This is a genomic window from Psychrobacter sp. ANT_H3 (assembly GCF_027919975.1).
In the GTDB taxonomy this organism is placed as follows: Bacteria; Pseudomonadota; Gammaproteobacteria; order Pseudomonadales; family Moraxellaceae; genus Psychrobacter; species Psychrobacter maritimus.
In genome coordinates this window covers 245,247-271,572 of the sequence record NZ_JAQISM010000004.1, presented here as the reverse complement: position 1 = coordinate 271,572, position 26,326 = coordinate 245,247, and the positions used below count along the sequence as shown (strand labels likewise).

Here is a 26,326-nt window from a genome sequence, read left to right as displayed (position 1 = left end):
AGGCTATGGAATCGGGTGAACGAATTAGTGAACTACTGAATTTGTTGCCATAAGTTGTTGGCTTCAATGAGCGACAACTCAGGATATTGCTTACGTAATGCCTTAATGGATGCCATCTTATTATTTTGGCTAAGCTTTGCTTGCTGCCGTAAGTAGTCCATTTGTTCTTTTGGATTCCTAAGCGCTTTTAGGTGGGCTTTGAGCTGTAAAACTTCTGTTCGCAACGCAATATTCATCAGTAATAAGCCTGCACCAATGACCCAAATTATAATCGTTGACATCCTTTTCTCCTGAATCCATTACTATTAAATCCACCACTTCTAAATCTTTGTATTCTAAACACTCAAACTGATTCACTGAGCCCATTCATTATCATAAATAATAGCCATCAAACAAAATAACCATCAAAACGTACTGCTTCATTATGCCAGCTTTCACTCGGTTGTTGATTTGCAAGTAACGGCGCAAGCTGCGGGCGCTTGACGACTACGCGGCCTTGTTTTTCACCATCTTGACTGACGACCGCTTGCGCACTTTGTAGCAATTGCTTCTCTTGCTCTAGGGTTGGCGGGCGAGCCAATTGGTGCAAGGCTTGCATATGCTTGCCCACTTTAGCACCTTTACCTGTTTTGCTATCTTGATAGCTGTCTTCTGGAAACATAGGATCCAGATATATTATATCAACTACTTTCGCATCATTTTCTTTAATACCATCTATCGCATCAGCTTGTAGTTTTGCAAAATAACTAAGCGCATCAGTATTAATAATCTGTAGTCGGCTCATCAGCTTTTGCCAGTTTGGCAGCGCACTCATACGCTGCTGTTCAGCTAGTAACAATAACGCCATCAGGGGCTGCTGCTCAAGCATAGTAACTTGAGCGCCAGTACTGGCCAATATCAAACTATCATGCCCAAAGCCTGCAGTCGCATCAATGACTGTACTGTCCGATGTAATTTTAGCAGCTTGTAGCAGTAACTCAGACTTACGCCCTGCACTTACCACCCGGCGTTGTAGCTTATCCCATTCTGGTGCCACACTGAGACCATCACTCAGCCATGAAAGCTTGTTTTTCTCATCTAACAAGAGAATAGGTTGGGTTGAGGTTTCGCTTAATTGCTGGCGACGTTTTTGATTAAGCTTTTCGGGAAAAAGCTCAATATCTAAAATGATGGGTAGGGCATGCTCAGCGATGAGCGCCTTCAAGCTCTCGACTTGACCTGCCTGCGACTCGCTAACATAAAATAGCTGGCAGTTAATATGAGCGGTCGGTATTGGCTTCACATTGGTCATATTAACTGCCATTCCTTTCTAGTAGTGAAAAGTACAGGTATTAGCATCAAAAACTATTCCACTATAAATCTTAGCCTGCCATCTGGTAGCCAAAGCCCCAAGCGGCGACCAATACGATGACGCCTGTGACAATGCGTAGCCATGCAAAGATTTTAAAGTCACGGCGGCTAACCCAAGCAACCAATAGGCGAATACAAAGTAAGGCTACAATAAACGACACCACGGTGCCGATGCCCAATACTAACCAATCTTCGCTACTGGTCAATACATCACCATGTTTTAGCAAATCTAATAATGCCGCACCGACAATGACTGGAATACCTAAAAAGAAGGAAAACTCCGCTGAAGCCTTACGCGATACGCCAAGCCAAAGCGCACCAATAATAGTGGCACCTGAGCGTGATGTTCCTGGTATTAAGGCCAGACACTGCATCAAACCAATCATCAATGCCGTTTTTAGGCTGACATCTTCAGCTTCTTGCGCGATAATCGTTTTAGGGCGATTTTCTACATAAAATATCAGCAAACCGCCAACAATCAGCATAATTGCCACGACGATAGGGTTAAACAAATACGTCTTAATCTCATCAGCGAAGGTAAAACCAACAATCATCACCGGAATGGTCGCGACAATTAAGCTTAAACCTAACTGTCTTGGATTACTCATACCGTCCGCTTTACCGGTCAGCAGCCCCAAGAGCGCTTGCCATAGTCTGCCCCAGTAATCATAAATGACTGCTAAGATAGCGCCAAGCTGGACTACCACCACAAACAAATCAACCTTTTCTTTGGTCCAAAAGCCCATCAAATCCGCGGATAAAATCAAATATCCCGTACTAGAGATGGGTAAAAACTCAGTGATACCTTCAACGATACCCATGATGACCGCTTGGATTAATAACAGTATATCCACAGTTGCTTCCCTAAAAAGACAGCGCTATCGGCTGTCCTATATGATCGTTGCTTTTATAATCGTTTGTATTTTTGTGACACAAGGTATTTAGTGATTAACGATATTTTATGCTATAAAGCAAAAACTACGCCTTACCCTGTTCTTTCAACGTTTTCCATGCTTGGTTACGCAGATATCTTGGTAACGCATTGGCGGCATCGGTACCACCAACATTCATGAATTGAGCGATGCCCAATTGTCCAATCACCACCGCATCTGGCCACACATCTTCATGGCATACTTGTCCATCATGTGCTTTTAATAGCGGCGCACCATTGCCGACGATAGGCAAATTAAGCACTGTTTGGCTGTCATAATCAAGCAGCTGCTCGGTGCTATCGCTATCAGTAGCCAACACTGGCTGCATGATAGAATTGTCTGCTACATCGCCTAAAATTGAGTACTGGCCAAAATAAACTTGCTGCATACGCGCATCAAGCGCGCTATAAACTTGGGTCAGGCCGTACTTTTTATACGCACATTGGGCAATTGCTTGCAGGCTTGAGATTCCTACACAAGGAATATCATGTGCGACAGATAGCGCTTGCACCACTGCCGTATTGATTCGTATACCACTAAATGCACCCGGGCCACGGTTGAATATCAATGCTTTTATATCAGCAAGACGCAGATTGGCCTCGGACAATGCCGCATCAATCATCGGCAGGATTTGCTGGGTCTGCTGGCGTTTACCCGTTTCAGTATGGCTCGACAGCACTTGCCCATTGGCATCTAAAATTGCGATCGAACACTGATCCAATACGGTATCCATTGCTAAAAACATCATCACCTCGGCTTAGTCGCTTGGCATCATAAAACAGCGCCTATCATAGCATTTAGGATAGGCGAATTTTATTAATTTCTACCTTTTTTCTACTTTATTAATGAGAAGTTGTCTAAATAAGAGAGACCTAAAAAAACCTCAAAACCTATATAGATTTGAGGTTTTTGTTAAAAGCACTTGCTAATAGTGACTGTTAATACAGTCAGCCACTACTTAAAAGCGTGTTTTAAATTTCTTTGAGCCTTGATTTTGCAACTCTTGCATCTGCTTTTGCATCTCTTCAGTGCTAGGCATGTTATTTGGATCAAGTTCCATCTGCTTTGCCATTTGCTGTGGGTTCACATCTTTAACACCACCTTGCTGACCGCCACCGCCGAATAATGGACCACCGCCACCCGCTCCAGCGCCGCCGCCCATCAATCCTTGCATCGATTTCATCATTTTACTGATGCCTTCTGGCTTAGAAATCATCTTCATCATTTTTGCCATTTGCTTGTGCTGCTTGAGCAAGCGATTGACGTCTTGAATCTCACGACCTGAGCCTGCGGCGATACGACGCTTACGGCTTGGATTGATTTTATCTGGGTTTTTACGCTCAAATGGCGTCATTGAATTAATCAAGGCTTCCATCTCACGTACTTTTTCTTCTGGTTTGGCTTCTTCGACGGCTTTTTGCATATCAGAGCCGCCCATACCTGGCATCTTATCTAAGAAGCCTGCCATGCCGCCCATACTTTTCATTTGCTGAAACTGGGTCAATAGATCTTCAAGGTCGAACTCGCCGCCCTTTTGCATCTTTTTCGCCATTTTTTCGGCTTTATCACGGTCGATCTTTTGCTCGACTTCTTCAACTAAACTTAAGACGTCACCCATACCAAGAATACGCTGAGCAATACGTTCAGGATGGAACAGCTCTAGCGCGTCTAGTTTTTCACCGCGACCTAAAAACTTAATAGGTTTACCGGTAATCGCACGTACAGACAATGCCGCGCCGCCGCGAGCATCACCGTCAGTCTTGGTTAAAATAACACCTGTTAATGGCAGCGCATCGTTAAAGGCTTTGGCAGTATTGGCCGCATCTTGACCGGTCATCGCATCAACGACAAATAGCGTCTCAGAAGGATTGACCGCCGCAGTAAGCGCTTTGATTTCCTCCATCATGGCTTCGTCGATAGCCAGACGACCGGCGGTATCAATAATCAAAATATCTTGATACTGAATTTTAGCTTCTTCGATAGCACGTAAGGCGATATCAATTGGGTTTTCGTCGCTAGTTGAATTGACGAACTTGGCATTTACCTGCCCTGCCACTTGCTCAAGCTGGGCAATTGCTGCTGGGCGATAAACGTCAGCAGAAACTAGCATCACCTTTTTCTTATGGCGCTCTTGTAAGAATTTCGCCAATTTACCAGCCGTGGTGGTTTTACCTGCACCTTGCAAACCCGCTAATAAATAAACAACAGGCGGTTTACCAGTCATTTCAAGCTGCTGATTGGCGCTGCCCATCATTTCGGTCAGCTCATCGTGGACGATTTTTACAAACGCTTGTCCTGGCGCCAATTCTTTCAGCACTTCCGCTCCAAGCGCTTGCTCTTTTACCCGCTTCACAAAATCACGGGTGACCGGTAGCGCGACGTCGGCTTCTAACAGCGCCATACGCACTTCGCGCAAGGTATCTTTAATATTATCTTCGGTCAACTGCCCAGTGCCGACGATATTACGCAGGCTCGACGATAAGCGTTCTGTTAAGGTATCAAACATAAATGACTCTCAATTAAAATAATTCTTAGTGAAAACAATTCTTGATAAAAGCAATTCTTGGCAAAAGCTACTATGACAACAATACGTCGTTAAACTTGGTTCAGCGTTCATTGCTGATAACTATTATTAAGATGTGCTATAGCATATGAGGTGGCGTTTTTATAAAAATCATTATAAAAAGCAGCACAGTATCAATACTATAGCATTAAGGCGCTGCAAAGCTTATAGTCGTTTTGCAAATGACAGTTTTCAAATGTAGGGTTAAATAAAGCTGACTATTTAATTTTATAGCTAATAAATACTAAATTTTAGCGCTACTGTCCTACAAGTGCTTATAATCAATCCGTAAGATGGCGCTCAATTGCTTGCCATTTTATGATAAATTGGATGATTATTCTAATCATTCTGATAATACCATTTTAGCATTCAATTGAGCGGCGATTTTGCGCTCATCATGAGATGAGGTTTTTTATCTTGCAACTTGCATTTTTACTGGCTGGCATGGTTTATATTTTGGTCAGCATCTACATTGGTTGGGCGCTGATTCAGGACAACCCTATCCACAAAGGCGTGAGCTTAGGTTTATTGGTTGTCGGTATGCTGGCACATGCAGCATTACTTTATCCGCATGTGGTCACGCTATACGGGCTAAATTTCAATCTATTTAACATCATTAGCCTGATCAGTTTATTTTTCTTATTTTTCTATGTTATTTTTAGCTTATACCGCCCTATCGTCAGTCTTGGTATTTTAGCAGCACCGACGGCATTGGTCGGGATGATTGTCGGTTATATCGGCCGCGCGCCTTATCGTCCCATCACGGATATCAGTGTCGGGCTTGAAGCGCATATCCTACTATCACTTGCCGCCTATTGTGTGCTGCTGATGGCAGCGCTGCAAGCACTATTTTTACGCCTGCAAATACGCGAGCTCAAGCACCAATCGATTCATCGCTTTTGGGTGAATAAACTGCCGTCTTTGCAGAGCATGGAAAGTCTATTGTTCGACATGCTATTGGTCGGCTTTGTCTTGCTCAGTATCGCGCTAGGAATTGGCTTTGTTTATGTAGAAGACTTGATGGCACAGCACCTTGCCCATAAAACGTTATTTAGCGTCCTATCGTGGCTGCTATTTGGCGCATTATTATTGGGTAACTGGCGTGCAGGATGGCGTGGCAAACGCGCTGCTAATATGACCATTTATGCGTTTATTCTATTAGCAATTGGCTTTGTCGGTAGCAAGTTTGTGTTAGAGATGCTGTTATAAATTCAATTTTGCAGCAGCATTCTAATGAAAAAAAGGCCGCCAGTATTAAATACTAATACTGGCGGCCTTTTTTTGCGCTCTTATTTCGGTTTAAAACCGTTTTAACATAAAGCTAATTAAAAACCACGGTCTTATTACCCGCCACAATCACGCGGTTTTGCACATGCCAATTCACCGCGCGCGCTAAGACATTGCGCTCGATATCACGGCCAATCGCACGTAACTCTGTCACCCCTTGACGGTGAGTGACACGATGTACGTCTTGCTCAATGATAGGGCCTTGGTCAAGCTCGGCTGTAACATAGTGCGCGGTCGCTCCGATAAGCTTTACGCCTTTCTCATAAGCCTGACGATAAGGGTCGGCGCCGACAAACGCGGGCAAAAATGAATGGTGAATATTGATGACTTGCATCGGCCAACGCTTAACAAAATCAGACGATAATATCTGCATATAACGCGCCAATACCAACAAATCATTGCCTGCCATCAAGGTATGAATCTGCTCTTCTGCTTCGTCTTTGTTATCCTTAGTGACTGGCACATAATGAAAGGTTATGCCAAAGTTTTCTACCGCTTGGCGCAAATCTTCATGGTTACTAACGACAGACGTAATCTCGCAATCCAATAATCCGCGCTGATGCCGCCACAGTAAATCTAACAAGGCATGATCGAACTTTGATACTAAGATGCCAACCTTGGTTTTAATCGCATTGTTATGTAAGCGCCACGCCATGTTATGGCGCTTAGCCACCGTATGACCGAAGCTGGCTTCAAAGTTATCCATAATTTCGCTCAAGCCTGCTAACGCAAACTCTAAGCGCATAAAGTACTGCCCGCCTTCATGAGCGGTTGAATACTGATCGAGCGTAATAATATTGCCGCCATAACGATGAATAAACTCAGATACGGCTTGTACAATGCCAGCTTGATCGCGGCATTTAATCAATAGCGTCGCAGTATCAATAGCAGCCGCAACTGGTATGTTTTGAGAATTTTTGCTCGACTTTATGCTTGCTGTAGCAGTCGTGGTATTGTCTGACATAATGTGCCCAATTAAAAATGAAACGTGCTGCTTACTTTGAATATGGTTAGCAGCATAGGAAACCGACTATTCTAATCGCTTTTGCAAAACTTTGCTGATTGAGTTGCTTGTATTTAGTTATTGAGATTATGAATACAAAAACCCCCAACGCGAGGGTTGGGGATTTGTATTTATAGTTTTTTATTTTATAAGGTTGTTAATCTCTACTGGGCTTGAATCACTTTAGAGAAGCCAAATCCATTACTATTTACGCTAATAGTAGACCCTAAGTCAAATGCTTTACTAAAGTCTACTATGAAGCTGTTATAACCTGTAGATATGTTACTTGGACCTTCACCGTTAATAGATACAGAATAATTTGGCTGATAAGGAGATAAAACCACCTTGGAGATATCCTTCTCAGCATCGATATTGATACTCATACTATCAATACATGGAACACCGCCAGTACCAAATGGACTTGCATGATCTATCCAAGGTGTAATTAAGCTCGAATCACTTATCGACAGGTCGCCTAACTGATACGGTAATACATAGTTGATACTTTGTGTACTCTCACTACCGTTCAAGAACGTTGAAGCATCAAACCGCACTTTCACCCAAGTTGAATAGCGTATTGGATAACGAATCTCAAAATCAGCTCGCCCTACTTCATCAGTTGTAAATGAATAACCATCTTCAGACACTTGGCCATTTATAATAGCTACTGGATTGATAGGGTCTAATCTACCATTTCCTATACTACCATCATCATTGATATTGATGTCAGCATCTTTATCTAGAGTGTAATTATACTCTGGATCTTCAGTATCATACCAATTAGACTTAAAGATAAGTGGTTCTTGCTTAGTAGATGTCTTAAGTGCTGGCGTATTTACTGTACCATCTTTATCTATAGTATTTGCACCTTGATAAGCTACATTTGTATTCAGTAAGCATACCTTTCCTTGAGCGTATTCAACTGCATAAGACTTAATTGATACTTCTTTATTTGGCACAGCACGGCCCGAACCATCCATGACCGATATCGAACCACGTACAGTATAATAAATATCATCTGATGATATCTTATCAGCGAATGCTAAGGTGGTATACACTGCTTCTTCTGATACGGTAATAGTGGTTGTTCTAGTAGGAACATTAAATTTATCATCGAGTAGTCGAGCATTGATAATCACACCGCCAATAGGTGAGCTGGCGTTGGCTTGATAGACAACACGTGCTTCACCTCTACTGTTTGTTACTGCTGTGGCAGCTGACAAACGACCTGCTGAAGAGTCTGACGTGCGACTAAAGACAACGGTTTGTCCTTCAACTGGCACGTCGTTTTTATCTTTTACTGTAGCGACAATTTCAGTACTACCACCTGGAGTGATGACCGACTTCACCGCTTGGAATAGCATTTTAGCAGGTGTCGTAGCTCGGAATCGCGTATCAACAGTAGCTCTATAACGTGGTTCACCATTTTGCAATGTATCGCCCAATATAGTCGCTTGTAAAGCAGTAATGCCAGCAAGCTGCGATGTTAAAGTAACTGGTATCGTAATAATACTGCCATTTATATTAGCGGCGTCAATGGTTTTTGTAACAATAACTTTGTTGCTAGCAGCACTACCATCTGCAAATTCACCAAGCGTCGTTTGTACTTCGACTTGCTTACCAATCAGACCTTCCGCTTGTACCGCTGTATCACGACGTATCTGGATATTTATGGTTTGTGGGGTGTTTACATCATAAACGTTTTTAACATCAATAAAGCTGATACCTGCTTGTGAGACTTTGACCAAATCAATACTGCTTAAGCTACGTTGATTATTTATCTTATTTTCACCGAAAGCACGGGCATACACACGTAGGTTACCATTACTATCAAACGATAAGGCATCCTCACTGATATTAAAACTCGCTTTACCATCCGCATCGGTAATTGCTGTAGCAGTAGTAGCTATAATATTACCGTCTTCACCTATCAACTCCATACCAGAATTGGCAATAGCATGTCCAGCGCCATCTACCAGAGTAGTACTAATAGTAGTTATTTCCCCATCTTTCAGCTTAGTCTCTGTAGCAGCAAGGGTAATTTCAGTACCTACTGCTGACAAGCTAAGAGATTTTTCTTCACGTACTTGCATACTGACTTTACCATCTGCACCGTACTGTGGCGTAACGATTTTAGCATTAATCACTACACTATGATTTAGACGGGCATTGACCGTATTGGCAGCTAAGATAACACCAACATCGATCTGACCATTAGCATCCGTCGTTACCATACTTGGAGTCGTTAAAGCTGCGCCGCTTGCTTCTAGATTCTCAATACTAAACTGTACAGGCACCCCTGCTAGAACACCACCACTACTGTCAGTCACACGGAATATCGCATTCGTTTGGTCACCACCAGTATTTAATGTGGATTTATCAGAGGATGCTATGAGCTGATAACTATCGACTGTTGCGTTATCTACAGCAACGATATAGTTTTGCTCTAATTTAACGTTTTCTACGGTCGTCGTAGTTGCTGTTAAACGAATACCTGCTTGTAATATAGCTTGGTTGACACTCGCACCTGCTTCAAGCTTAAGGTCAAAAGTTGCCACGCCATCGCTATTAGTGTTAATAGTACCGTTAGAAACGCTAACCCCAGTTTTTATAGGATCGTCTACATTTAAACGAACAGCACGATTAGCAATAGCACCATCTTTATTTTCTAAACGAACGAATACCTTAAATGTATCACCTTTGGTATTAACAACTTTATTTGCCCCAATACTAAGACTTTCCTTGGTACCACTTGGATCTGGGGTAACTGTAGTCACTGAACTGGCTTGGGTTACTATATTACCATTAGCATCAGCTGCTGATAATCCAATAGAAAAGCTGTTGGCGTTTTTCGCAATCTCTGCTTTCTGTGCATCAGTTAAGTTATTAGGTACAGCGACAGTAAAGACAGCTTTACCCGAATTATCAGTAGTTTGACTATTACCTGATACTAGTGTGACGCCTTGGCTGGCAATAGCTGCTGGCAGCGCCAAGAATACTTTTTGGCCCGCAACAACTTTTGGCTCTACTGATTTGTCTGCAACAGTCACTTCAATTTGAGTTTCTCCACCATTTAGATTCAGTGGGTTTGTCTGTTTAGCAATCAAAGAGATTGCAGCAGTCATAGACTGTACTTTGATTTTAACTTGCTGCTGCTTGCCTGTTAGCGTCTCTGTCAAGGTGGCGGTTAATACTTCCTTGCTAAGCGCTTCTTTTTCCGCATCAGTTAAACTACCTGGGACCACAACATTAAAGTTAACTAAGCCATTTTCATCTGTAGTAGCAATGATATTTGACGAACCATTCTGCGCATTTACTATTAGAAGACTTGCTAGTGATTTGTTTTCAAATATTAATTTGACTGGCTGGCTAGTTATTTGTTCATCAGTTGACTGGTTGTTAAGCTGGGCTTGTATCGTAACATTACTACCTACATTGTTAAGAATGTAGCCAGCTTGATTGTCAATGTTATTAGTTGCATTAAGAATACTTAAGTCAACTTTAGGAGTCGTGATATTAACTTGACTGATTTCAGAGTAGGTAATGCCTTTTTCGACATAGGACAGCTGATAGTTAATACCAGTAAGCTTAAGCTTAGCTCGCTCTTCTGCTGTTAAGGTGTTGGGAATACTAACTATAAAGGTTGTCTCACCATTAAAATCAGTTATTGCCGATTCTGTATTGATGGTAACGCCATAGTCAATCGCTACTTTACCCAACTGAATAGCAACTGCTTGTCCTGTAACAGGTAATTGCTTATCTTTGGTCGATAGCTTGACACTAATAGTGCCTTTACCACCAAGCTCGCTAATAGTTGGTGTTTCGATAGATGCAAATTGGATGGCGCTTAACGGTTGCTCCACCTGAATAGTTTGAATAATTTTAGACTGAGTACCATCTTGATCAGTTACGATAGCAGTATAACTAATGCCTGTCTTGATAAGTTGATCACGTTGGGCTTGGGTTAGACTTTGGCTAATACCAATATTAAATTCTGCTATACCACTACCGTTAGTAGTTTGCTGATTACCTTGAATAGTAACACCTGTACTCGAACCTTCATTAAGAACTAGTTTTACGGTTCTGCCATCTGCAGCGCTACCATTTTTACGTTTGGCTGCAATTTGCAATTTAAATTGATTTTCTAAGATATTCACGGTAGTAGGAATACTTTGGGCAGTTAACGTGATATCACTTTGACCAATCTCTGAACCAATAACAATTGGGCTGCTACTCGCTATGCTACTAGCACCAGAAACTTCAACTGCTTTCACAGCTAATGCAAAATTACTGGCTTTTTCTAATGCTGCTTTCTGTGCTTCACTCAGGCCTGCAGGCACACGTACCACGTAGCTTACAACACCTTTGTCATTAGTAGTCTGTTCAGTACTACCATCAATAGTTAGTAAGCCTTTACTTGTCAAAGCAGTTGGTAGAGTCGCTGAAACTAATTGATTGGCTACTGCTCCACCATTTTGGTTATTTACCCTAAAGCTAATAACTGCACTACCACCAGAGCTTGAGATTTGTTTCTTATCACTTCCTTCAAAACTAACAATATTTTGTGCGAGCGGTATTTCAACTAAGCTTTCAAACGTTTTGGCTGTTACAGAATTATTAGGTTCTGACAGAGTAGCAGTATAGCTAATGCCGTTTTCAGCAAGTGCCTTTCGCTCAGCGTCGCTTAATCCTGGCGCTATAGACAAAGTAACAGTAGCTTGACCTTTACCATCTAGCGTTAACTGATTACTTGCTAAGCTTACGCCCGTAGGCGCATTATTCAGTTTGAAAGCGACTTTAGCGCCTTCAATTTTGGTAGGAACAGCCGCACTGATAGCAGCAGCCGTGAGCGTAAGACTTTGTGTATCACCATAAGCACTAAGTTTATTTGAATTTCCTGTAACCTTTAAATTATAGTCAGAAACAGGCAACCCCACCTTTAAGCTATCAGTTACGCTTTTGCTTGCCCCACTCTTTTCTCGAATATTAAGAGTATAAGTAATACCTTTTAATAGTTTTTCGCGTGCAGCTTCTGATAGATTCTCATCTATTTTAATATTAAAATTTACAATACCTTTACTATCAGTTACTTGACTAGCAGGACTAATAGATACGCCTTCTAAAGGTATAATTCCTAAACCTACTGTTACATCAGGAGCCAAAGTACCTTTTTCATCTTTGACTTCAACACTAAATATACCCGTATCACCAAAAGGATTTAAAATATCATTAGAGACAGAGCTCGTCTTGATATTAGGCCTCACACTAAGCTTACTCACTATTACCTGAGTCCCATCTCCACTACCTTTTTTACTGACAGAAACCTTAAGTTCTTGCGGTGCAATAGCCGTACCATCAGCTTTCTTAGCGCTAGCTATTAATGTAAAGCCGCTTTTTATCAGCGCCAGTTTATCAGCAACTGCTTGTGGATTTAGCTTTAATGCATATACAGCGTTACCATCACTGTCAGTAGTTTGGGTACTCTGACCTTCAATAGTGATACCGTTATTTTCAGAATCCACTACCTTTAGAGTCACAGCTTTACCAACCATTGCTCCACCAGATATCTTCTCAACAGCTTTAACAGTTACATTAAAGCTTGTTTGTTCATCAGACAGCTCAATGATAGTAGGCATTGTACTAAGTTTTTGAATAAAGAATTCAGGCTCAACGTCTGGCACTTGTTCACCGCCACCAGTATTACCATTACCACCAGTACCACCACCAGTACCTGGCTGTACGCCTAAATCAGGTGGAGGAGCGATAGAATCTACCGTGTCACCATCACCGCCACCACAGCCTGCTAATGCTAGTGCGCAGGTTAAAGAAGTAAGCTGAAATAACTTAGAAGTCAGAGGTAGTGAGCTATATGACATTTTTGAACTCCGCGGCGAACGCAATTTGTTTGAGTAAATACACATAATCATTACATGGCTTCATATTTGATGAGTAATGATACATGAACTTACAATAATAACAGTTGTATTAACAGATTGTATTAAATATATAACCGCAACTTTACTGACTTTTGTCATAACTTACAACTAAAAAATGAATCTTTACTATTAAATAATCAATCACATAGCGCGCGCAATTCAGGGTATAATAGCTATCGTTTAAAGCGGCGATTATTATAAAAATATTTGAGTATTCTTTACTTTTATGGTATAAATGTCGGCTTTAAAATTTTCTGAATTGGTTTGCCTGTTATTTGCCTTTAGATGACAGTAATATCAGCTCAACCTTCATAATAGTTTTGTTTGGTGCAAAGCTGCCGCTTGCTGTGTCCATGCCGCAAAAACGTGCAACTTGCCCAGACTGGTATGAGAATCCCTCATACCTCATAGATTAGGAGTTCGCCATGTCTAGAGTTTGCCAAGTGACTGGAAAGCGCCCTATGGTGGGTAATAATGTTTCGCACGCAAACAACAAAACCCGTCGTCGCTTTCTACCAAACCTTCATAACCATCGTTTTTGGGTAGAGTCTGAAAATCGTTTTGTACGTCTACGTGTGTCTACCAAAGGTATGCGCACTATCGACAAACTTGGTATCGACAAAGTGTTAGCGGATCTACGCGCACAAGGTCAAAAAGTTTAAGTAAAAACGGACAGTCTATCTTAGCGATGATTGTCGCTATTTGGACTGCTCTGACGCTAGCGATTGATTGGCTGATAAAGCCAGCATCGTTAGCGACTTAATCATTTAGACCCGTACCCATCGTTTGAAGACCCCTCATTTACAGGAAAGCTATCATGAGAGATAAAATTAAGTTAGTATCAACTGCTGGTACTGGGTATTACTATACCACTACCAAAAACAAGCGCACTATGCCTGGCAAAATGGAAATCAAAAAGTTTGATCCAAAAGTACGCCAGCATGTGATCTTTAAAGAAGCTAAAATCAAATAATTGCTGTTTTTTATAAAATGTATTTTTTATAAATATGTTCTATAAATAAATTATTTGAACAAAAAAAGGGTTTATCAAATGATAAACCCTTTTTTATTGCCAATTTTTTGACCATTTATTCGTTTTAACCAGTGATTCATTAACTATAGTGCGTTGGCTCTTTATCATAGACATGGGCATGCCACTGGCTCATCTGCTTTTGCATAATTACTTGAATCGCAGCATGAATCATATGCTGACCAATCGCCTGCGTATCACTGCCAAGGATTTCTTTGAGCTTTTCAGAAAAATCAATGGTCATAAGTGGCGCTTCATCTTGTTCAGCGTCACGTAATAGTAAGCGACCATCATCTGCTTCTACCAGCTCAAGCGTGGTTTCTTTGGCGAATCCTGCAAACTGATCGCTACTGTCGCTATCTACTTCTATGTCATTATCAATATCGTATGGCATTCATTTTTTCCTTATTATCCCGTTTTACACCTGTAAAAATGCGGTCATGTTATTCGTTAAAGCGCTCGTCTTACAGTCATGCGGGCAAAACTATCTTACTCATACAATGGACGCTTTACGCCTACAATTCAAGGGCTGACGTCCAAGTCTTTTGCATAAATGCCTTTTATCCGTGCCTTTATCGGTGCTCATGCGCCAAAAACTGATGCTTAACGCCAATAGCGCAATTTTGCCAAGGTAAATAAGAAGGCGACGAACATACCCAGATAATAGGTCAGCTTAAGCTCAAGCGTAGGGTCACGGTATTTAAATGGTAAGGCAACGGTGGCAGTGGCGGTCGGTATTATCAGCAGCATAAGTAGCCAATTTTCAAAGACGTGTAGCCAGCCTTGCAGCCCGGTACCGTGACGCAGGTAGGATAAACCTAATAGCAAACAGGCAATAATCAGCGCAATAAACAAACCGTTTGGAAGGTCCTTTGGGAAAATAATATCGGTGATTTTCTTAGAAGATGTGGCCATACTAGCAAGTGTCCAGTCACGTCATAAAGCGCGACTTATTAATGAGGAGAAATCGATAAATGTAATAAAGGCAAAGTTTTAAATCATAAAAACATCAGTATTATGAGGCACTTATATTAGCTATAAGTACCCATTAGCCAAAGGATCGATATACAAGAGGTTAAATAGCCCAAGCTAATGGCATTCCAACTTGCTATATGCAAACCTTTAACCTTATTTAAAATGCGTGAACCTACCCAGAAAAACAGCGGAATACCTATCATAAAGGCTGGCACTATTACCGCCGCATGGCGTAACACCTCTCCCACATCCTCACCAATCAGCAAGCGAAAGCCGTAACCGGCAAGACTTAATATCAAGGCAAAAGCCGCCATGCCAATGGTAATACCTTTGGGCACTAAGCTAGGTGATGGCAAGCTAGGTGATTGCGAGCTAGCTTGCTGTGACTCAGGCTCTTTGACAGATTGAGGCGGTACTGGGGCGTTAACTGGCTTTTGCTTATCCATATTTCACCTTTACATGACTTGTTATTGGTCATGATTCTATGATTATCACTCTATAGTTATCATTCATTCTGATGGCTACAAAGGGTAATTAATAGCCATTTGCCAAGGCCAACTCTGCGCGCATGGCATCGATAGCCGCTTTATAATCTTCTTGGTTAAAGATAGCGGAACCGGCGACAAACATATCCGCACCTGCTTCGGCAATCGCACGGATATTACTGGCTTTGATGCCGCCATCGACTTCCAATCTGATGTCACGACCACTGGTAATGATACGTTGACGAACTTGGCGGACTTTATCTAAAGTGCCTTCGATAAATGACTGACCACCATAACCAGGATTCACACTCATGAGTAAGATTTGATCAACCTTATCCATGACATAATCTAAATAATGTAGCGGCGTCGCGGGATTTAACACCAAGCCACATTCAGCCCCACCATCTTTAATCAGCTGCAAAGAGCGGTCAATATGGGCGCTGGCTTCTGGATGAAAGGTGATAACACTCGCACCCGCCTCTAAAAACTGCTCAATCATACTATCGACTGGCGACACCATCAGGTGGACATCGATGGGCGCATCAATACCGTAGTCACGTAGAGCCTTACATATCATGCTACCAAACGTTAGATTGGGCACATAATGGTTGTCCATTACGTCAAAATGGATGACATCCGCACCTGATTCTAATACACGCTCTACTTCTTCACCCAGTCTGGCAAAGTCAGCAGATAAAATAGAAGGAGCGATTAGATACGGTTTAGAGGGGCTAATCATAGTTGAGCTACCTAATTGAGGTTTGTATAAAAGTTCAATAAAAAAGGTTCTTAATGCATATTGTTAGTATTTAAATAACTGGTTTTAAAACATTAGCTGTAAATAACTGGCTATTAAATAAATAAAGCTAAATAACTAGCGCGGCTTATATTGGGTTTTGCAATAGGCGCGACCAACGTTAAACGGACGCTTGGCTTGATGTTTAGTTGCACGGTTGGTGACACGCTGACGCCATAAGCGAAAAGATGACGGTTTCAATGTTTGACGCATCAATTTAATGACCGCTGTCTCATCGAGAGCGTAGCTATGTTCTATCGCTTCAAACGGCGTCCTGTCTTCCCACGCCATCTCTATCACCCGTGATAGTTGCACGGCATCAAGTTCTTTAGCGGCAGTTGCAGAAGATGATTTGTCGTTACTGGCAGCTGGCTTTAGATTGCTTTTTTGCGCAATACTATCTTGCTGCTTATTTTCTTGCTGCTTATTTTTGATAGCAGCAGCCATGTCAGCTTGCATAGCCAAAAGCGATAAGTTAGCGTTTTGCGTTGTATTATTGGCACCCGCATTTGCCGACGCTGTCAGACTATTTATCATAAAACCTTACCTTTAAGCACATTGATTATCCAACCAAGCTCTATTTTATACCAATAACTGCGCTTGGTTAAATAATCAGCGTAACTGTCTGTCAAGTTATATAACGGGCTGGCAGCTTATATAGCAGGCGGCCATTATTTAACCGGCTTAACCCATCTGCGCCATACGCCAGTGATGTTCAATATGATCATCAATCACTGTTTGAATAAAGTAATAGCTGTGGTCGTGGCTAGCAAGATAGCGCAATGTCAGCGGCTGCTGCGCTTTATTACAAGCTTCTTGGAGCTTAGAGGTTTGCAGTTGCCCTTCTGCTAAGAAGTTATCAGCACCCCCTTGATCGACCAAAATATTGGTGTATTGCTGCCCAACTTCCATAATCACCTGTGCAGCATCTGCTTGCGCCCATAATGATTTATCATCACCAAAGTATTCTGTATAAGCGGCCTGCCCCCACGCTGACTCACTGGCTGCACAAACAGGCGATAAGGCGGAGACACTGACAAACTTACTTGGGAACTTAAAGCCCAACAATAAAGCGCCATGACCGCCCATCGAGTGCCCAGTGATACCAATACTATCAATCGGAAACTCAGAGCGCAGCAAATCGTATAATTCATCAACGATATAGCTTTGCATATTAAAGTGTTCTGACCACGGGGCTTGCGTCGCATCAACATAGTAGCTTGCGCCCTGCCCAACAAAATAACGCTCGTCGTTTGGTACATCGTGACCTTCACTGCTTCTAGGAGAAGTATCAGGCGCAATAAAAATCATGCCAAGCTCACTGCATTTTTGTTGAAAATGGGCTTTATGAGTGACGTTATCGGCATTACAGGTCAAGCCTGAGAGATATAAAAGCGCGGGACAGCGGCGACCGGCAAGCGCTTCATCGGGCAGATAAATACTAAACGTCATCGGCGTTTTGGTCGACGTCGACTCGTGGCTATAGTAATGCTGCTCTCCATCGAAACAGCGATTGACACTTTTTTGGGTCAACTGGCTACTGGCTGAAAAACTATGGTTATAAGCATTATTCATGAGTAATATCCTTTGTATCTAAGATAAAATAAGCGTTGAGAGATAGTCGGTCATTCGTGATTAATAGTTAATAGTTAATAGTGAGAAATTAGTGTTTAGCATTTAGCAATTAATGTTTAATCAATAGCAGCAGGGGCAATATTTACCGGCACATTTGAAGTCGTATCAGCGTTGGTACTATTGGTCATACTAGCAAGCGACGGCCGTGTTTTATCAAACAAGGCTTGCTCAAATGCTGGCAAGGCAGTTTCCATTAAGCTACCAATGACCATTTGCGGCTCTGATGGCTCAAAACCCATATAAAGCTCACGCTCTTTTACGCGGTAAGCGGCGTCTTTAAAGGCATCAGAAAAGCTGGTGTTTTCACGCAAACTTTCAGCAAAGAATGCTTGGCCAAAATAGGTCATCTCAGCGGTATTAGTACAGCCAAACGACATCTTATCAGCAGCAGAGGCGGTAATCACCACCGTCGTTGGAGAGGCCAATTCATCGATAAATGAGCCTGAATAGCACGCGGACACCACGATGACACGCCAACGAATACCGGAAGCATCCAACGCCTCACGCAGCCAAGTAGCGTCCAAATTGTCCATCGCTAGCGGCGGATTTGATAGATGAATAAAATCTTGATCGCCATGCGATGATAGGGTCATAAATAGCACATCTTCATCAGCATTCATCTGCTGACCGATGGTTTTTAAACCGCGCAAGATACTGGTCTTAGTCGCAATGGGTTCATCCAACCAAGTGTAATTATTATTGACCAATGCCAGTGAATGCCCGCTGGTACCAAAGCGCACATCGAACAGCTCACGGACTTTATTAATCTCAGAGCGAAAGACGTTTTGATCTGAAAATCCTGCCACGCCCATAAAATACCAGTCGCTTTTACCCGGTATACTGGGGTCAATGCGGTCTAGGGCTTGCTGCAGCAATCTTGGCTGCTCGTATAAGGCCGCCTCTTCTAGTACCGGTTCAACAGGGATTTGCTTAAATATCGGCTGGTCAGCGACATTGCGCTGCCAAATGGTCAATAATGCCACTGCCCCGATTATGACAATAATGCGCTCCCACCAAGGGACCCGCAAGCGCCGAGAGAAAATCCATAACAAAGCCAATGTTTGCCATAAAAACAGCACTAAAAACAATATCGGTAAAAGTGAATAGCTCCAACTTGGTAGCCAGCCATAGCTGCCAAAAAACTGCACAAGGCTTTGCAGTAGCGCAGATAAGGTATCGGCGACTAACCACAGCACCACAGGCACAAAAACCAGCGCTTGATTACCGGCGCGGCGTGCCAAAATAATACCGCCCAACAGAATAATCATCGGCCAAATTAAATAGCTGACCAATCCTTGCTCATTAAAGACGCTACCATTTTCTGCCGCCAACCACGAAAAAAGCACGTTACTACCCAGTGCTAATAAGGCGAAGACCGCAAACTGGATAAAGGTAGGTTTTACCCAAGAAAACGCCCGCGTTGACCCTACTAGCATCCATAAGGTTGCAATAATATTGGCAGCGAAATTGAGCGAAAAGCGCTGAAGCGAGACAGTTTTTAACGACGCAAGTGACAAAGACTTAGACCTCTAGCCAGTCGAGAGAAATAACGCAAATCCATGATAATGTATCTTGCTGCGCACAACGTTTAATAGGCTGTTTAATATGATTAACCTACGTTTTTTAGAGAGCTTATTGGCAGCAATTTTATATCTGATTTACGATAAAATGGGTATAGGACGCGAAAAGCGCAACGAAATCGTTTAGCGTGCTAATCTGTCACAATTGTAACGGATTGTCGGTCAAGAGCATAAGGCTGATTTGTAAAAATCGCTTGAAGATTCCTCTAAAAACCTATTAAAAAAGGAGGCCTTAGCATTAAGACCTCCTTTTTTATCAAAACCTTCTATCAAACCTTAAACATTATCTCATCAATAGCTCATTGACGCGTTTTAGATAGGCAGCAGGATCATCTAACTGACCGCCATCCGCCAATAATGCTTGGTCAAAAATCACTTGCGCAAGCTTGTCAAAATCGCCGTCAGATTGCTCGCTACTCTCAAGCTTTTTAATCAGTGGGTGATCAGGGTTGACCTCAAGCGTTGGTTTGCTTTCTGGTACATCTTGACCCATTTGCTTAAGCATCTGAATCATTTGTGGCGACAGCTCACCTTCTCCAACCACCAAACAAGCTGGACTATCGACCAGACGTGTTGAAACTTTAACGTCTTTGGCGCGCTCGCCTAGAGCCGTCTTTAATTTATCAACGACAGGCTTCATGGCCTCCACAGCTTTTTCCGCTTCAGCTTTTTCCGCTTCATTTTGCAAGTCGCCTAAATCAACGGCACCCTTAGCGATATTTTGTAGCGGTGTCTCATCAAATGAGGTTAAGAAATTCATCGCCCATTCATCGACACGGCTGGTCATCAAAATAACTTCGATGCCTTTTTTCTTAAATAGCTCAAGTTGCGGACTGTTTTTAGCAGCAGCCAAATTATCAGCCGTTAGATAATAGATGGCTTTTTGACCGTCTTTCATGCGCGCTTTATAGTCTTCAAAGCTGGTTTCAACCTTATCGTCGGTGCTGGTGGCATAACGCAGCAATTTGGCAATACGCTCTTGATTGCCCATGTCTTCGCCAAGGCCTTCTTTGATAACATCGCCAAATTCGCTATAGAACTGCGCAAATTTTTCTTGCTTGTCGGCATCTTCGCTATTAGCAAGGCTAGCTAGCAAAGTCAAAATACGACGCGCGTTACCATCACGGATAGATTTTACATCACGCGATTCTTGTAAGATTTCACGGCTGACGTTAAGTGGCAAGTCCGCTGAATCGATGACGCCTTTAACAAAACGCAGATACATCGGCAATAACTGCTCAGCTTCATCCATGATAAAGACGCGTTTAACGTACAGCTTTAGACCATGCTGCTGCTCACGCGTATATAAATCTACCGGCGCTTTTTTAGGAATATAAAGCAGCTGTGTATATTGCACACGTCCTTCAACACGGTTGTGCGTCCATGTCAGCGGCGCATCCATGTCATAAGTGATGTTTTTATAAAAATCGACATACTCATCATCTTCAATTTCAGATGCTGAACGTGTCCATAGTGCGCTGGCTTTGTTGATGGTCTCCCATTCGTCAGTCAGTACCATTTGTCCATTGGCAGGCGTGTCACTTCCTTCCTCAACCTCATCTTCTTGCCAAACTTCTTTACGCATCTGAATCGGCAAGCTGATATGGTCTGAGTATTTATTGACCAAACGCTTGATTTTGCCGCGGTCTAAATAATTGTCTTCGCCTGCCGCATACTCTTCTTTTAGATGCAAAGTAATGGCGGTGCCGCGCGTGGCTTTGGTGATAGGCTCAACGGTAAAGCTACCTGTGCCATCTGATACCCAGCGTACGCCTTTATCGGCAGTCTCGCCCGCTTTGCGTGACTCAACGCTGATGGTGTCAGCGACGATAAAGCCTGAATAGAAACCAACGCCAAACTGGCCGATTAATTGACCGTCTTGTTTTTGTGATTCAGAGAGTTTGTCTAAAAATGCTTTGGTACCAGATTTAGCAATCGTGCCTAAGTTCTCAATCGCATCGGCTTCGTTCATACCAATACCATTATCAGTAAAGGTAATGGTTTTAGCGTCTTCATCAATATCAATACGGATTTTTAACTCGCCATCGTCCTCATAAAGACTGTCATCATTGGTCGCTTCAAAGCGCAATTTATCGCAGGCATCAGAGGCGTTTGAGACCAACTCACGCACAAAAATATCGGCGTTAGAATAGAGCGAATGCGTTACTAAATGCAGCAGCTGCGCCACTTCTGCTTCAAAGGTATGTTTTTTTAATTCAGGGGTGTCTTTATTAACATCAAGGTCATTAGCGTTTTTATTGTCCGCTTGGGTCTGTTCACTCATAAAAACTCCTATTATTGTTACCAAAAATGCTGTTGCCAGCACACATAAATCGCAAATTTTCAAATACCAACAGTGTCGCCAATCTGCTTAATAAGACTGCGCTGTAAATACTGTTAGGCTGCTTAATCAGATAGGGGCGCGGGCGAAAATTTCAAGCTCGAACAAGCCAAAAATAGTTATTAGTCATAAAAAAACCGCCCTAGTTTCCTAGAGCGGTACTTTTAAATCAATTGTTATAATTTGCAGTCTATAGACAGCTAGGCAAATCGCGTGCGGGATCAGACTCGCGCGCTGCCATCGCATCTTCCACAGTCAATCCTAATGCCTTGGCAACACCTTCACCATAAGCAGGGTCACACCAGTTGCAGTTACGGATATGACGATACTTAATAAAGTCTAACGCATCACCCATTGCTCTGGCGGTATTATCAAACAGTGCCTGCTTTTGCTCATCATTCATCAGATTGAATAAAGCACGTGGCTGACTGAAATAATCATTTGAGTCTTCACGGAAATCATAGTGATCCGCATAGCCATCAATCTTGAGTGGCGGCTCAGCATACTGAGGTTGATCTTGCCATTGGCTAAAGCTGTTTGGCGTGTAATGTGGTCGACCGCCGTAATTGTCGCCTATTCTACCTTCACCATCGCGGTGATTGCTGGTGACCGGACAACGTGGTTTGTTCACTGGAATCTGCTTATGATTGACCCCGACACGATAACGCTGGGCATCTGCGTAGCTAAACAAGCGGGCTTGGAGCATACGATCTGGTGAGGCACTGATACCAGGTACTAGATTGTTCGGCGCAAATGCTGCTTGTTCTACGTCTAAGAAATAATTGTCCGAATTTCTATTGAGTTCGAACTCGCCGACTTCAATCAGTGGATAGTCGCCTTTTGGCCAGACTTTGCTCAAATCAAACGGATGGTACGGCACGGTATCAGCTTCTTCTTCTGGCATGATTTGTACGTACATTTTCCATTTCGGGAAATCGCCATTCTCAATAGCTTCAAACAAGTCTTTTTGATGGCTTTCACGATCCATACCGACGAGCGCTTCGGCTTCGGCATCGGTTAGGTTTTTGATACCCTGTTGGGTAACGAAGTGGAATTTGACCCAAAAGCGCTCATTGTTGCGATTGATAAAGCTATAGGTATGCGAGCCAAAGCCATGCATGTGTCTATACGATGCTGGCAGACCGCGATCGCTCATGGTAATGGTAACCTGATGTAGCGATTCTGGCAATAACGTCCAAAAATCCCAGTTGTTGGTCGCTGAACGCATATTGGTACGTGGATCACGCTTAACCGCTTTGTTCAAATCTGGAAACTTGCGTGGGTCACGGACAAAGAATACTGGCGTGTTGTTACCAACCAAATCCCAAATACCTTCATCGGTATAAAACTTCAAAGCAAAACCACGAATATCACGCTCAGCGTCAGCCGCGCCGCGCTCGCCTGCGACTGTACTAAAACGCGCAAACATCTCGGTCTGCTTGCCCACTTCGCTAAAAATATCAGCACGAGTATATTTGGTGATATCGTTGGTTACGGTAAATGTACCAAACGCGCCAGAACCCTTAGCATGCATACGACGCTCTGGAATAACTTCACGGTTTAAATCGCCCAGCTTTTCATTCAACCATAAATCTTCTGCCAAAAGCGGCCCACGTTTGCCAGCGGTTTTACTGTTTTCATTATCAACAACAGGGGCACCATTGCTCATCGTCAGTGGGGTGGTATCGTAAGGGCATTTCTTATCGCTCATCATCATATTCCTTTTGAGATAAATTGAGTGTGGCGTTTATTATTAAAACTCATCATAGCAACCATGAGCTACTTTGATATCTTGTTGGCTTCCATTACAACCGATTTTTAATTATTTGTATAATAGATTAATTACATAATTTTCATTTATTTTATATAACATAGACTGATATCTAGCTGTTTAATAAAAGCTGCTTCACAATGTTAGATGTTACTAAAAACTAGGATGCTATTAAAAGCTACAATGGCTCACTTAAGTTCAGCTAGCCAAAGATATCAGGTTAAAATTAGCGCGGTATCGGACGAATGGTCAAGATTTGCTCGCTACGACCAAATGGACCATGTATATCATGCAGCACGGCGCTAGTCAGCCCTATGCCATCATTGCCGTATTGCTGCATGGCTTCGATACCAAGCCATTTACCTGTTGGGATACGATGCATATGGATTTGTAAATCCGTATTGGGAAACATCCACTCTAACTGCGATAACCCAAGACCGAGGCGTGGCACCACGCCATTGGCGGTATCGACCATGCCTAGTAGATGCACCAAATCATCAGTAGGCACGCCCTCTACCATCTCGACATCGTTGGTGATCCATACCATACCACGACCAGGACGACGGTCTGGATCAGCCACTAAGCGTACGCTTTCGATAAAACCGCCCGGCCAGCCTTTCATATCTTCCCAAACCGGTAACTCTTCAGGTTGATACCGAGCTTTTTGATCTTCAAGTCCGGCAATCTCACTGGTATCTTGGGTCATAAGACGCCATGCACGCGCAATAATCGCATCACGGCCGCGACTACTCATGACCGCTTCAATCAACTCAATGGTCTTACCCGGACGGATACAACGGGTGGTAATCGTAAAATCATCAAGTGGAATCAAGCCTAAAATATCTAGGCTAATACGGGCAATACGGGTGTTGGCTTGCGGTGCATAGCCTTGGAGCTCCGCTGTCAGCAATCCTGTCGCTGGTGCCATATGCTGCTCATGCTCATTCCAAGCGCCTTGTGCATGCTTGGTTGGCTGATAATGGGCAACGCTGACGCCGCCTTCTTGCTGTTCGCGTTTGATAAAATGATAGTAAGCTGACATGAATATCCTTAACCTTTAATCCAATCTTTTTTGTTGACTCAGTACTTTTAATCGCCGTGAGAAGTCAATGTTGTTATAAATATAGTTAAACTTAGCTTACCTGTATATATAACTTATTTGGTAAGCTCTTGTTTTCTCATCGTCAGCAGCGTGCGACTTTTGGCCATTACAAATAGAAAAAAAGCCATAATGGCAATAAGCGCACCATATAGCAGGCTGTAATCTCTCATAAACTGCGCGATATTCATAAAAAGCACCAATATCAACATGACAATGGTAAACATATTGATTCTTAATTGCTTATTAATCTCATCAAGCGACGCCTCTGCCAAGACAAACTTCTGCTTTTTCATGTTATTTACCTACTTGCGTGACCGGAATACGTAAGGCTTTCGGCAAACTAAAAGTGACATTTTCCTCGATACCTGACAGCTCACTCGGTAAATCACCGCCCCAATCTTGCAGCTGCTGTAGCACTTCTTGAATCAACACTTCGGGTGCTGACGCCCCAGCGGTCACACCGACACTTTGTATCCCATCAAACCAACGTTTATCCATCTCGGTGGCGTTATCAATCAGATAAGCACGGCAATCCATACGCTCGGCCAATTCACGCAAACGGTTAGAGTTGGATGAGTTTGGCGAACCAACTACTAAGACCACCTCACAGCGACCGGCTAAATCTTTGACCGCATCTTGGCGGTTTTGGGTGGCATAGCAGATATCGTCTTTACGCGGACCTTGGATACTCGGGAATTTTTCACGCAATGCATCGATAACGCGCGCGGTGTCATCCATAGATAAAGTTGTTTGGGTAACAAAAGCTAAGTGCTCAGCATTTTGTACAGTCAATGCTTCGACATCGGTTTCATTTTCGACTAAATGAATCTCACCGCCGTGGCGACGATTAAAGCGCCCCATGGTGCCTTCCACTTCAGGGTGTCCTGCATGACCAATCAATACCGCATCCATACCGTCTTGAGCAAATTTTGCCACTTCGATATGTACCTTGGTAACGAGCGGACAAGTCGCATCAAATACCGTTAAGTCACGGCGCTGTGCTTCATCTTCCACCGCTTTTGAGACGCCATGAGCTGAGAAAATAACGATTGAACCATCAGGTACTTCATGCAGCTCTTCAACAAACACCGCACCGCGATTGGCCAAATCAGACACCACAAATTTATTATGGACGACTTCATGACGCACATAAATGGGTGGCTCAAAACGTGTCAATGCTTCGTTCACTATCGCAATCGCGCGATCTACACCAGCACAAAATCCACGTGGATTGGCAAGATAAATTTGCATAAGAAGGCCTATCATTAGATAATTTATAGTTAAAGCTAAATATCAAACAGCTTCACATTAAAAACTGGGATAAAATCAATGCTCTACTTTAGCATAATTTGCTTTTATTGCCTTTGAAAATAGCCATGTTTTAAATTAACAATACATTGGCTAAAGCGCCTTTTCATTTAAAAATCACTTCAGAACAACAGCTAAGTAATGAAAAACTGGCGCTAAATAAAATAAAAGCCCTAAAAGCAGTTTATAATAAGGCATCGATTACCATTCAATATAAGTCTCTAGCGCCATA

At 42.7% G+C, this 26,326-nt stretch carries 22 protein-coding genes; 3 read left to right on the top strand and 19 right to left on the bottom strand.

The features are described 5' to 3' along the window. Window positions 1–32 precede the first annotated feature (32 nt). The 5 genes from PG901_RS03955 to ffh all read right to left on the bottom strand — a co-directional run bounded on the left by PG901_RS03955 (window position 33) and on the right by ffh (window position 4,788). Entirely contained in the window at window positions 33–281 is a 249-nt protein-coding gene (locus PG901_RS03955; RefSeq protein WP_068403940.1) for a hypothetical protein, read from the bottom strand. 107 nt (window positions 282–388) lie between these two features. Next, the gene (locus PG901_RS03950; protein ID WP_271133575.1) at window positions 389–1,291 is read right to left on the bottom strand and encodes a class I SAM-dependent methyltransferase; all 903 of its coding nucleotides are present in this window, start codon (window positions 1,289–1,291) and stop codon (window positions 389–391) included. A gap of 70 nt (window positions 1,292–1,361) precedes the next feature. Continuing rightward, complete coding sequence (locus PG901_RS03945; protein ID WP_201619134.1) at window positions 1,362–2,204, bottom strand: undecaprenyl-diphosphate phosphatase; 843 nt, start codon at window positions 2,202–2,204, stop codon at window positions 1,362–1,364. 124 nt (window positions 2,205–2,328) lie between these two features. Next, window positions 2,329–3,027, bottom strand: coding sequence for a tRNA (adenosine(37)-N6)-threonylcarbamoyltransferase complex dimerization subunit type 1 TsaB (tsaB, locus tag PG901_RS03940; protein ID WP_201619282.1), 699 nt, complete (start codon window positions 3,025–3,027; stop codon window positions 2,329–2,331). A 213-nt stretch (window positions 3,028–3,240) separates the two neighbouring features. Continuing rightward, window positions 3,241–4,788: a signal recognition particle protein gene (gene ffh / locus PG901_RS03935; protein ID WP_271133574.1), complete on the bottom strand. Its 1,548-nt coding sequence runs from the start codon at window positions 4,786–4,788 to the stop codon at window positions 3,241–3,243. A 459-nt stretch (window positions 4,789–5,247) separates the two neighbouring features. Here ffh and PG901_RS03930 point away from each other — a divergent pair, with 459 nt between their 5' ends. After that, window positions 5,248–6,054 (top strand): cytochrome C assembly family protein, encoded by an 807-nt coding sequence (locus PG901_RS03930; RefSeq protein ID WP_271133573.1) that lies wholly within the window; start codon window positions 5,248–5,250, stop codon window positions 6,052–6,054. Between the two features lie 112 nt (window positions 6,055–6,166). Here PG901_RS03930 and purU read toward each other — a convergent pair whose 3' ends face one another. After that, window positions 6,167–7,096 (bottom strand): formyltetrahydrofolate deformylase, encoded by a 930-nt coding sequence (gene purU / locus PG901_RS03925; protein WP_271133572.1) that lies wholly within the window; start codon window positions 7,094–7,096, stop codon window positions 6,167–6,169. A gap of 203 nt (window positions 7,097–7,299) precedes the next feature. Then, a complete protein-coding gene (locus PG901_RS03920) occupies window positions 7,300–13,011 on the bottom strand; it encodes an Ig-like domain-containing protein (RefSeq protein ID WP_271133571.1) in 5,712 nt (1,903 codons plus the stop codon). Window positions 13,012–13,496: 485 nt separating this feature from the next. Here PG901_RS03920 and rpmB point away from each other — a divergent pair, with 485 nt between their 5' ends. Continuing rightward, on the top strand, window positions 13,497–13,733 hold the full coding sequence (gene rpmB / locus PG901_RS03915) for a 50S ribosomal protein L28 (protein ID WP_149488796.1): 237 nt from the start codon (window positions 13,497–13,499) through the stop codon (window positions 13,731–13,733). A 155-nt stretch (window positions 13,734–13,888) separates the two neighbouring features. Further along, entirely contained in the window at window positions 13,889–14,044 is a 156-nt protein-coding gene (gene rpmG / locus PG901_RS03910) for a 50S ribosomal protein L33 (protein ID WP_010201403.1), read from the top strand. A gap of 139 nt (window positions 14,045–14,183) precedes the next feature. Here rpmG and PG901_RS03905 read toward each other — a convergent pair whose 3' ends face one another. The 12 genes from PG901_RS03905 to ispH form a co-directional block, all read right to left on the bottom strand. Next, window positions 14,184–14,495 carry a hypothetical protein gene (locus tag PG901_RS03905; protein ID WP_183620458.1) on the bottom strand — a complete coding sequence of 104 codons (312 nt, stop codon included), beginning with the start codon at window positions 14,493–14,495 and terminating at the stop codon, window positions 14,184–14,186. 209 nt (window positions 14,496–14,704) lie between these two features. Next, a complete protein-coding gene (locus PG901_RS03900; RefSeq protein WP_183620456.1) occupies window positions 14,705–15,016 on the bottom strand; it encodes a hypothetical protein in 312 nt (103 codons plus the stop codon). A 116-nt stretch (window positions 15,017–15,132) separates the two neighbouring features. Further along, on the bottom strand, window positions 15,133–15,522 hold the full coding sequence (locus PG901_RS03895) for a hypothetical protein (RefSeq protein WP_271133570.1): 390 nt from the start codon (window positions 15,520–15,522) through the stop codon (window positions 15,133–15,135). 88 nt (window positions 15,523–15,610) lie between these two features. Next, window positions 15,611–16,300, bottom strand: coding sequence for a ribulose-phosphate 3-epimerase (rpe, locus tag PG901_RS03890; RefSeq protein WP_271133569.1), 690 nt, complete (start codon window positions 16,298–16,300; stop codon window positions 15,611–15,613). A gap of 135 nt (window positions 16,301–16,435) precedes the next feature. Beyond that, window positions 16,436–16,672: a TIGR03643 family protein gene (locus tag PG901_RS13645; protein ID WP_333780659.1), complete on the bottom strand. Its 237-nt coding sequence runs from the start codon at window positions 16,670–16,672 to the stop codon at window positions 16,436–16,438. 369 nt (window positions 16,673–17,041) lie between these two features. Beyond that, on the bottom strand, window positions 17,042–17,932 hold the full coding sequence (gene fghA, locus PG901_RS03880; protein WP_201563282.1) for an S-formylglutathione hydrolase: 891 nt from the start codon (window positions 17,930–17,932) through the stop codon (window positions 17,042–17,044). Between the two features lie 116 nt (window positions 17,933–18,048). After that, window positions 18,049–19,509, bottom strand: a complete 1,461-nt coding sequence (locus tag PG901_RS03875; RefSeq protein ID WP_271133567.1) for a C13 family peptidase — start codon at window positions 19,507–19,509, stop codon at window positions 18,049–18,051. A 346-nt stretch (window positions 19,510–19,855) separates the two neighbouring features. After that, a complete protein-coding gene (gene htpG / locus PG901_RS03870) occupies window positions 19,856–21,856 on the bottom strand; it encodes a molecular chaperone HtpG (protein ID WP_271133566.1) in 2,001 nt (666 codons plus the stop codon). Window positions 21,857–22,103: 247 nt separating this feature from the next. Beyond that, complete coding sequence (locus PG901_RS03865) at window positions 22,104–23,624, bottom strand: catalase (protein ID WP_271133565.1); 1,521 nt, start codon at window positions 23,622–23,624, stop codon at window positions 22,104–22,106. A gap of 286 nt (window positions 23,625–23,910) precedes the next feature. Continuing rightward, window positions 23,911–24,726: a thioesterase family protein gene (locus tag PG901_RS03860; RefSeq protein ID WP_271133564.1), complete on the bottom strand. Its 816-nt coding sequence runs from the start codon at window positions 24,724–24,726 to the stop codon at window positions 23,911–23,913. Between the two features lie 113 nt (window positions 24,727–24,839). Further along, on the bottom strand, window positions 24,840–25,079 hold the full coding sequence (locus PG901_RS03855; protein WP_271133563.1) for a hypothetical protein: 240 nt from the start codon (window positions 25,077–25,079) through the stop codon (window positions 24,840–24,842). A gap of 1 nt (window position 25,080) precedes the next feature. Then, complete coding sequence (gene ispH, locus PG901_RS03850) at window positions 25,081–26,037, bottom strand: 4-hydroxy-3-methylbut-2-enyl diphosphate reductase (protein WP_201563295.1); 957 nt, start codon at window positions 26,035–26,037, stop codon at window positions 25,081–25,083. Window positions 26,038–26,326: the final 289 nt, after the last annotated feature.

Coding starts and splice junctions, on each gene's coding strand:
- PG901_RS03955 (WP_068403940.1), bottom strand. CDS start 281: ATGTCAACGATTATAATTTGGGTCATTGGTGCAGGCTTATTACTGATG.
- PG901_RS03950 (WP_271133575.1), bottom strand. CDS start 1,291: ATGACCAATGTGAAGCCAATACCGACCGCTCATATTAACTGCCAGCTA.
- tsaB (WP_201619282.1), bottom strand. CDS start 3,027: ATGTTTTTAGCAATGGATACCGTATTGGATCAGTGTTCGATCGCAATT.
- ffh (WP_271133574.1), bottom strand. CDS start 4,788: ATGTTTGATACCTTAACAGAACGCTTATCGTCGAGCCTGCGTAATATC.
- PG901_RS03930 (WP_271133573.1), top strand. CDS start 5,248: ATGAGGTTTTTTATCTTGCAACTTGCATTTTTACTGGCTGGCATGGTT.
- purU (WP_271133572.1), bottom strand. CDS start 7,096: ATGTCAGACAATACCACGACTGCTACAGCAAGCATAAAGTCGAGCAAA.
- PG901_RS03920 (WP_271133571.1), bottom strand. CDS start 13,011: ATGTCATATAGCTCACTACCTCTGACTTCTAAGTTATTTCAGCTTACT.
- rpmB (WP_149488796.1), top strand. CDS start 13,497: ATGTCTAGAGTTTGCCAAGTGACTGGAAAGCGCCCTATGGTGGGTAAT.
- rpmG (WP_010201403.1), top strand. CDS start 13,889: ATGAGAGATAAAATTAAGTTAGTATCAACTGCTGGTACTGGGTATTAC.
- PG901_RS03905 (WP_183620458.1), bottom strand. CDS start 14,495: ATGCCATACGATATTGATAATGACATAGAAGTAGATAGCGACAGTAGC.
- PG901_RS03900 (WP_183620456.1), bottom strand. CDS start 15,016: ATGGCCACATCTTCTAAGAAAATCACCGATATTATTTTCCCAAAGGAC.
- PG901_RS03895 (WP_271133570.1), bottom strand. CDS start 15,522: ATGGATAAGCAAAAGCCAGTTAACGCCCCAGTACCGCCTCAATCTGTC.
- rpe (WP_271133569.1), bottom strand. CDS start 16,300: ATGATTAGCCCCTCTAAACCGTATCTAATCGCTCCTTCTATTTTATCT.
- fghA (WP_201563282.1), bottom strand. CDS start 17,932: ATGAATAATGCTTATAACCATAGTTTTTCAGCCAGTAGCCAGTTGACC.
- htpG (WP_271133566.1), bottom strand. CDS start 21,856: ATGAGTGAACAGACCCAAGCGGACAATAAAAACGCTAATGACCTTGAT.
- PG901_RS03865 (WP_271133565.1), bottom strand. CDS start 23,624: ATGAGCGATAAGAAATGCCCTTACGATACCACCCCACTGACGATGAGC.
- PG901_RS03860 (WP_271133564.1), bottom strand. CDS start 24,726: ATGTCAGCTTACTATCATTTTATCAAACGCGAACAGCAAGAAGGCGGC.
- PG901_RS03855 (WP_271133563.1), bottom strand. CDS start 25,079: ATGAAAAAGCAGAAGTTTGTCTTGGCAGAGGCGTCGCTTGATGAGATT.
- ispH (WP_201563295.1), bottom strand. CDS start 26,037: ATGCAAATTTATCTTGCCAATCCACGTGGATTTTGTGCTGGTGTAGAT.